Below are 7303 nucleotides of genomic sequence, written 5' to 3' on the forward strand. Positions count from 1 at the left end.
GACTGATCAGCATTCAGTTATATAACAAAATTAACCACATGCGCCTACTTAAACAGCATAAAGAGTTCTATCAAAAAACAGCCTCGACCAGCCAATTACGGTTACCAGACCCCTGCTATCTTTGCTAATTTATGTAACAGCGACATAACAGCCACGCCACCAGGCACTGTTTATACGGCCTGACACAGCGCCCACATAACAAGATCGCCCGCCACCTAGCGAGAAGATGCACCATGTTCGACAAAACCGATCTGATTCGGCTGATTTCCAATACCATGCCATTTGGCAAATATCAGGGCCGGGTCCTGATGGACTTACCGGAAGAATATTTACTCTGGTTCGTTAACAAAGGCTTACCCGACGGTGAACTGGGCAGATTGATGGCTTTGGCACTGGAAATCCGGATCAACGGCCTGGAAGACTTACTGACCCCTTTGCGGCAGTCGGTCCAGCCCACACCCAACACGCAACAGGAAATACGACATTGATACGGCTTGGCCTGCTCGAAACGGATGAGCTGTACCCCGACCTGGTAGCCGACTACCATTCCTACGGGCGTATGTTCGAACGGTTTTTTCGCGCTATCGACAGCGCACAAGACTGGGAATTCCGTTATTACCGCGTTACCCGGGGAGAATTGCCCGCAACGCTGGATGAGTGTGACGCCTTTCTGATTACCGGTTCCAAAACCGGCGTCTACGATGAGGTTGACTGGCTGACTCCCCTGACACTCTGGGTGCAGCAGGCGTATGCCGCACACAAGCCCCTGATCGGCATCTGTTTTGGCCACCAGCTATTGGCTCATACTCTTGGAGGCATTGCGGCCCGCAGCGACCGTGGCTGGGGGATTGGTGTTCGTAGCAGCCAAGTCATGACGCAACCGGAATGGAGTTGCCACTCGGCAGAACAGTTCCGGCTGATCTACAGCCACCGTGATCAGGTTGAACAACTGCCAGCTCGCGCCACCCGACTGGCCTGCTGTCACTTCTGCCCGAACGCAGCCTTCTATATCGACAACCGGGTACTGGCTTTTCAAGGGCACCCGGAATTTACCGCAGAGTACACACGCCGCCTGTTACCCCGCCGCCAGCGGTGCATCGGCGAATCCCGCTTTCAATCAGGCATGGCCACGCTGACACAGCCCACCGACACTCGCCTGGTTGGTCAATGGATGCTGGATTTTCTAACCAACCAAACAACCCGTCCCTGACCCGGGCTATCCGGCTTATCAACACCAGTCAACCCGTCAGGTTCGGTAAGCCGTCATCTCGATCGATTGCAACGTCAGGCCTCGCATATGCACCTTACCGGTGTAGCGGTGCTCCCCGGTTGAACTGAATTCAAAACCATAACAGCGCTGCCAAACCAGCAAGCGATTGCGATCGACAACAGGCTTCATACTCTCCAGCACCAGGGTATCATCCAGCCACTGCACGCCGTCGGCCTTGCAACGCTGGCGGACATGTTTATGCGCCAGCAAGCGTACTTTTTGCTGCACCGCCCAGCCCCACCAGATCATTGCCAGCAAAAGCAGAACCACCAGCCCATCCAGAGTTATTCCCACCGTCAGACACCTCGTTTGTTTCAGGTCGTACCTACCACCGGCCGCCAGTGTGCCCGGCAAGTGCCAGCGATTCAATCGTATTCAAATCCCAGCCATCCCCACCGTCCGAGCTGATTTCTGCTATTCTATGCGGCTGCCAACACCACCCTGTCATCGTCCTGTTATTTTTGGAGTTACCCATGCCTCGCGCCTGCGCCCGCCATATTCTGGTAAAAACCCGCGAAGAAGCCGACAAACTCAAGGCCCAACTGGATAAAGGCGCTGACTTCTCACGCCTGGCGCAAAAGTTTTCCCAGTGTCCATCCAAAAAAAATGGCGGCAGCCTCGGCGAATTCAACAAGGGTGATATGGTCAAAGCCTTTGACGATGTGGTTTTCAAAGGGCCATTACTCAAGGTTCAAGGCCCGGTCAAAACCAAATTCGGCTTTCATTTGATTGAAACCATTTATCGCAACTGACCCGCAAGCCACCAAACCAGCAGCGCTGTCAAACAGCCCCCTGTTATTTTATTTATTCTTCGTATTCGCACTGTTGAGACACCACCATGTTACAAGCCGGACTGTTCCATACCCTGACCGTGATCGACCAACAACCCCAGGGGATGTACCTGGATGACGGCTTTGGTGGCAAGGTGTTATTACCCAACCGCCAGGTCCCTGAAGGTACCGCGATTGGCGATTCACTCACGGTGTTTGTGTATCTCGATTCTGAAGATCGCATTATCGCGACCATGCAACGACCACGCATCCAGCTCGGGCAAGCTGCCTGCCTGGAAGCCATCGATATCAACAACACCGGCGCCTTCCTCGACTGGGGGCTGCCCAAAGACCTGTTTGTGCCCTTTGCTGAGCAGCAACAGCGTATGGAGCAAGGCAAGTCGTACGTGGTGTACCTTACCGAAGACAACACCGGACGCCTGATTGGTAGCGCCAAACTGAATCGTTTTATCAAGGATCAGGCCGTCGCCAACACCATTTACAACAAAGATGCCGAGCCACCGCTTAAAACCGGAGACGCCATCAAGCTATTGCTGGCCCAGCGTACCGATCTCGGTTACAAAGCCATTATCAATCACCAATGGTGGGGACTGCTGCACAACGACGACATTCGTACAGCCGTCCGTATTGGCATGAAACTCGACGGATACGTCAGAAAAGTCCGCGAAGACGGTAAAGTTGATATCAGCCTGGAACGAATTGGCCACCATCGTGCCGACGGCCTGGCAGAACGCATCATGAAAAAGCTGAAAGACAAAGGCGGCGTCTTGCATATCAGCGACCGCAGCCCGGCAGAACTGATTGAGATGCACTTTGGCACCAGCAAACGGGCCTTCAAAATGGCGATTGGCAAACTGTATAAAGAACGCCGCATCCTGATCGAACCAGATAAAATCTGCATAAATGGCGACGGCACCGCCATCGCCGTACCGGCTACCAAACGCCATCATTACAAGCCCACTGCCAAACCGCAGCCAGCACAACAAACAGCGCCAGACCAAAATACCGGTAACGCCAACAGCCACAAAGCACAAGCCAGTGCTGACCAACAACGCCCCCACACGTCAGCCGCTGGCAGTAACGACTCCAGATCCAGTGGCAATGCCAATAGCCGCGGTGAAGAAACACAAAAGTCCAAAGCGCCCCCTGCGAAGAAAGTCTTTCACAGCAACCGCAAGCCACGGGCTTCGACCATGAAATTAAAAAGAGACTGATTGACAGCGCAGGAAGGGAAGACTCAGGTTGTTCCGGCTGGCGGAACCCGGTGTCTGCCCTGTACCGACCAGCGTGGTGCCATTAAAGCCAGCACCTGCGCTGACAACCTGATTGCCTGATGCAGGTTTCATTTTTGATGATGGGCTGAGCCTCTCCTTATGCTTGGAGGGTCATCTATTTAATCCTGCACGGCTCTGTACAGGTGTTGCCGTTGTTCAGGGCAAGGCGGCAAATGCAGCGAAATAACGAGCCCTTTTCACACTCGTCAACACCGCACTCCTCTGAGTGTGCCAGATCTTCAAACAACCGTTTATTCTTTATAAATAACAGCCGATTAGCCATTTGGGGCGACGTTGTGAGTCGCCATAACAGGCAGAATAGGATCTGTGCTTTCTCGTCGGTTATGCCCTAATAACAACTGTTTTATCGGGTGTTTTTATTAGGAATTCCTGTATTGAAAATTATTTTTTGATACTTTTTTATATTCGTAATCTATCGGCTAAAAAGCTGTTCTACGGTTTTCATTGGTAAGAACATACGAATACGGCCACGATGTTCACACAGAACTTCAAAACCAAACTTTGTATAAAATTCCTGCGCTGAATCGGTAAGGCAATCTACAATAATGGCATAAGCTCTCATATAGTGATTAACACCCCAAAGATATTCAAGAGCACGGATCAAACTCACCTTTCCCAACCCAGAACCATGAAATTCCTGATGTACAGCTAACTGAGCTAAAATAAAAACAGGAACTGGATATCCAGGAAGTTTCTTTGCTAATTGTGCGGGCAAGGTTTCTCGACTGATTGAGCCAGGAGCAACGCTGTAAAACGCACAAACTGCATACTTCTGATTAAAAAGTGGCTGAGCCCCAGGTAGAACCATAGTCCGGCTAATACCCGCTTGCATATGTTTGGCAGCTTGAGTTTTTATAAATATATTCAGTTCTTGCTCACCACAATCAAACGAGTCGCGATCATGCTTAGATTTACTAAGTTCTACGAACTCTTTTCCCCAACTCACTTGATGCCGGTCTCACCTGTGAATTGAGCAGCTTCAAGCAATGCTTGATTCGGTGCTTTTGCTTTGTCACATGCGGCAATGAATTCATCAAAGACACTATCTTTAACCACGATACTTTCGTGCTCTGCGATTACATGTGTTGCATCTTCATCCATAAGCCTAACCACATATTCGGTTAAACTCTTCAAACCAAGTAACGCTGATGCTTTTTCGGCCTTTGCCTTGATCTCTTCATCAAGGCGAATATCTAAACGCGCTGTAGCCATAAGTCCCCCGCGTACGGATGTATTCCGTAATGCTGGAGATTGTAGTGCAAAATCAAAGCGCATTCAATTTGTACGGAAAGTTTCCGGAACCCCTCTCTCAATACAGACACCCACCGATCCTCCCAGCTCAATACCGTCTTTCAGCGTCTTTCAGGTCTTTCAGGACACCCATTCTAGTACCTTCTCCTGATACCCAACCCGCTGGTTATTGGCCTATTATTTCCCTCATCGCAACAAGGAGAGAAACGATGCCCAAACCCAGAAAACAACAGGTTTCAGTCGAGGCCACCCCTTGATATCACTGCGTTTCTCGCTGCGTCCGCCGTGCCTTTCTTTGCGGTACAGACCAGCTCTCCGGCGCTTGCTATGAACACCGTCGTGGCTGGCTGGAAGCGCGTTTATTGGCCTTGCCTCAAATATTCGCCATTCAGGTCGCTGCTTATGCGGTGATGTCGAATCATTATCATGTGGTGCTGTTCGTCGATACTGATCAGGCGGTAAGCTGGTCCGAGCTGGACGTGGTGCAGCGTTGGCATCAATTATTCAAGGGTAATCCTCTGTCGCAGCGTTTTGAGCGCGGCGAACCGCTGGCCACAGCCGAACAGGCACGCCTGACAATATTGGTCGAGGAATGGCGTTCGCGCCTGTCAGACATCAGCTGGTTTATGCGAGTTTTGAACGAGGCGATTGCTCGCGAAGCCAATGCGGAAGATGCATGTACCGGTCGCTTCTGGGAGGGAAGATTCAAGTCCCAGGCGCTTTTGGATGAAGCAGCCCTGTTGGCCTGTATGGCTTACGTCGACCTGAACCCCGTCAGAGCAGGCATGGCCAACACGCCGGAAACGTCTGATTACACCTCGATCAAAAGCCGTGCCGAACGTGCCAAAACAGCAGCCGATCCCGATAGCCGAACACAACAGCCGACCTGCTTGTTGCCCTTTGTCCGCAACGCCAAAGAGCAAGAGCTGGCAGGTATCCCCATGCCACTCACCGATTATCTGACGCTGGTTGACGGGACTGGTCGCCTGCTCCGGGCTGACAAACCTGGAGCCATCGAAGCCAGCACAGCCCCGATTCTGGCGCGACTTGGGCTGAAACAGCGTCAGTGGTTGGCGATGACCGAACAGTTTGAACGTTGCTTTTCCACTTTTGCAGGTCGCGAGGATAACGTACGCCATGCCTGCTCCATTCTGGGCTATCGGAGACCTCCGGGGGTTCACCAAAGCCGCACCATGACCGGCTGATTTTATTCCCCCTCCCCCCTCTCAGACACATTCGGCCATACCGAAGGTTTGCGTTTGGCTTGAATCTTTGAACAGCAGCTGATTCTTTATAAATAACAGCCGATTAGCCATTTTAGGCGGCGTATGAGTCGCCGTAATACGCAGAAGAAGATCTGTGCTTTCTCGTCGGCTATGTCCCAGTAATGGCTGTCTGGATAATTAGCAATGACTGTCTGGATAATTGATTAGCTATGTCCCAGTGATGGCTGTCTGGATAATTGCTCCATCTCAACGTCGGGAGAAGACTGGCTGGAACGCTGGCGTCAACGGCCGTTCCGGGCACCGCACCATACGGCGTCCGGGGTGGCGCTGGTCGGCGGTGGCGGTGTAAGCTCTCAAATTATTTGAGAAAAATATTATTGAGTGAAAATTTCTCAAAATAAGTGATAAGCATTGTGTGCAATGAAATGGTTTTATTGATAAGCATCACAATCTATGTTCGCAATGACAAATCTTTACAAAAAGTCATTGATTTAATAGTTGTTGATAATTATTTTCGTTATCAATACTTGCTGAGAAAAGGATTTAAGATGAAAGCAATGTTACTGGCGTTATCGATTGGTTTAGCTGGATGTGGAGCATCTTCAGATTCGGGTAGTGCTACAGACGCTATTTCCTATGAGCAAATAGGATATGGAGATACAGGCTACAACATTCTTGGTGAAGGTCGCTCGATTAGAGTACTTGGCTCTGCAGATTTCGAGGATTCTTGGTCAGCAATTTCTTCTGAAGATATTCCAGATGTCGATTTCAGCGATTCTGTTGTTATTCTTTTCTACGATGGTGAAACATCGACGAGCGAGTGTGCTTCAAATGCTACTTTGAAATCACTGACCGCCGAACTTGATGAAAAAGATACTCTGACAACCAGTGTAGAATATGAAATAAATTGTGTGGATTCTGCGCTGGTCTGTGATGACGTATTAAATCCAGAATATAATTATAAGTTTTACAAAATAAACACCAATCCAAGCAATATTGTTCTTAATGAGCAATATACATATACTAACTGTGACTAATAAGGATATATGAATGAAAAATTTGATAGGGATATTACTTTCTTTTCTCGTATGTGATGCTACAGCTTGGGCGGATTATGACGATCGCCTTAGGACGCTTGCGAGTAAAAACTCAGATTTTGCCGGGATTCACACAGATTCAGATGGAACTCTAGTGATTTCTCTTCGTGGCTCTTCACAGGAAGAAGAAAAAGGAAAAATAGTCACTTATGACAACTATCTTGAGATGGAGCGAAAAGCTGGTTTCGAGTTAATTAGTGGACTTAAGGATTTATTCGGCGAGGAAAGATTTAAAGAGAAGCGTGAGTATAAGCTTGGAGAATTTGGCGAGACTATTGTATCAGAAGAAAGAAAGCTCGCGGTAGTGTTCAAAATTCTGTGTCACCTCTATAGTTTACCCTCTACAGGGAGTGACACATCATGTCTGATAAAT

General features: G+C 49.5%; 11 protein-coding genes. 8 read left to right on the forward strand and 3 right to left on the reverse strand.

Features of this window, described 5'->3' with window-relative positions; genetic code table 11:
* Positions 1-233 precede the first annotated feature (233 nt).
* Together Q8W22_RS13725 and Q8W22_RS13730 are read left to right on the forward strand one after the other, a co-directional pair.
* Complete coding sequence (locus Q8W22_RS13725) at positions 234-488, forward strand: DUF3820 family protein (RefSeq protein WP_303434380.1); 255 nt, start codon at positions 234-236, stop codon at positions 486-488.
* On the forward strand, positions 485-1210 hold the full coding sequence (locus Q8W22_RS13730; protein WP_305452722.1) for a GMP synthase: 726 nt from the start codon (positions 485-487) through the stop codon (positions 1208-1210). The genes Q8W22_RS13725 and Q8W22_RS13730 overlap by 4 nt, the downstream gene beginning before the upstream one ends.
* 36 nt (positions 1211-1246) lie before the next feature.
* Here the strand turns inward: Q8W22_RS13730 and Q8W22_RS13735 are convergent, their stop codons facing one another.
* Positions 1247-1564: a DUF3301 domain-containing protein gene (locus Q8W22_RS13735; protein ID WP_305413118.1), complete on the reverse strand. Its 318-nt coding sequence runs from the start codon at positions 1562-1564 to the stop codon at positions 1247-1249.
* Positions 1565-1743: 179 nt separating this feature from the next.
* On the opposite strand from Q8W22_RS13735, the gene Q8W22_RS13740 reads away from it, so the two are divergent.
* Together Q8W22_RS13740 and Q8W22_RS13745 are read left to right on the forward strand one after the other, a co-directional pair.
* Entirely contained in the window at positions 1744-2022 is a 279-nt protein-coding gene (locus Q8W22_RS13740; RefSeq protein ID WP_303434374.1) for a peptidylprolyl isomerase, read from the forward strand.
* A gap of 86 nt (positions 2023-2108) precedes the next feature.
* On the forward strand, positions 2109-3275 hold the full coding sequence (locus tag Q8W22_RS13745) for a S1 RNA-binding domain-containing protein (RefSeq protein ID WP_305452723.1): 1167 nt from the start codon (positions 2109-2111) through the stop codon (positions 3273-3275).
* Between the two features lie 493 nt (positions 3276-3768).
* On the opposite strand, the gene Q8W22_RS13750 is transcribed toward Q8W22_RS13745, so the two are convergent.
* Positions 3769-4302 carry a GNAT family N-acetyltransferase gene (locus Q8W22_RS13750; protein ID WP_305452724.1) on the reverse strand — a complete coding sequence of 178 codons (534 nt, stop codon included), beginning with the start codon at positions 4300-4302 and terminating at the stop codon, positions 3769-3771.
* Positions 4299-4568, reverse strand: a complete 270-nt coding sequence (locus tag Q8W22_RS13755) for a DUF1778 domain-containing protein (protein ID WP_303434936.1) — start codon at positions 4566-4568, stop codon at positions 4299-4301. The genes Q8W22_RS13750 and Q8W22_RS13755 overlap by 4 nt, the downstream gene beginning before the upstream one ends.
* A gap of 401 nt (positions 4569-4969) precedes the next feature.
* Here Q8W22_RS13755 and Q8W22_RS13760 point away from each other — a divergent pair, with 401 nt between their 5' ends.
* The 4 genes from Q8W22_RS13760 to Q8W22_RS13775 all read left to right on the forward strand — a co-directional run.
* Complete coding sequence (locus Q8W22_RS13760) at positions 4970-5812, forward strand: transposase (protein ID WP_305452725.1); 843 nt, start codon at positions 4970-4972, stop codon at positions 5810-5812.
* Between the two features lie 288 nt (positions 5813-6100).
* A complete protein-coding gene (locus tag Q8W22_RS13765; RefSeq protein ID WP_305415690.1) occupies positions 6101-6199 on the forward strand; it encodes an ATP-binding protein in 99 nt (32 codons plus the stop codon).
* 182 nt (positions 6200-6381) lie between these two features.
* Positions 6382-6870: a hypothetical protein gene (locus Q8W22_RS13770; protein WP_305452727.1), complete on the forward strand. Its 489-nt coding sequence runs from the start codon at positions 6382-6384 to the stop codon at positions 6868-6870.
* Positions 6871-6883: 13 nt separating this feature from the next.
* A partial coding sequence (locus tag Q8W22_RS13775; protein ID WP_305452729.1) for a hypothetical protein occupies positions 6884-7303 on the forward strand: 420 nt, incomplete at its 3' end.

The sequence above is a fragment of the Oceanobacter sp. 1_MG-2023 genome, assembly GCF_030689025.1.
Classification (GTDB): Bacteria; Pseudomonadota; Gammaproteobacteria; order Pseudomonadales; family Oceanobacteraceae; genus Oceanobacter.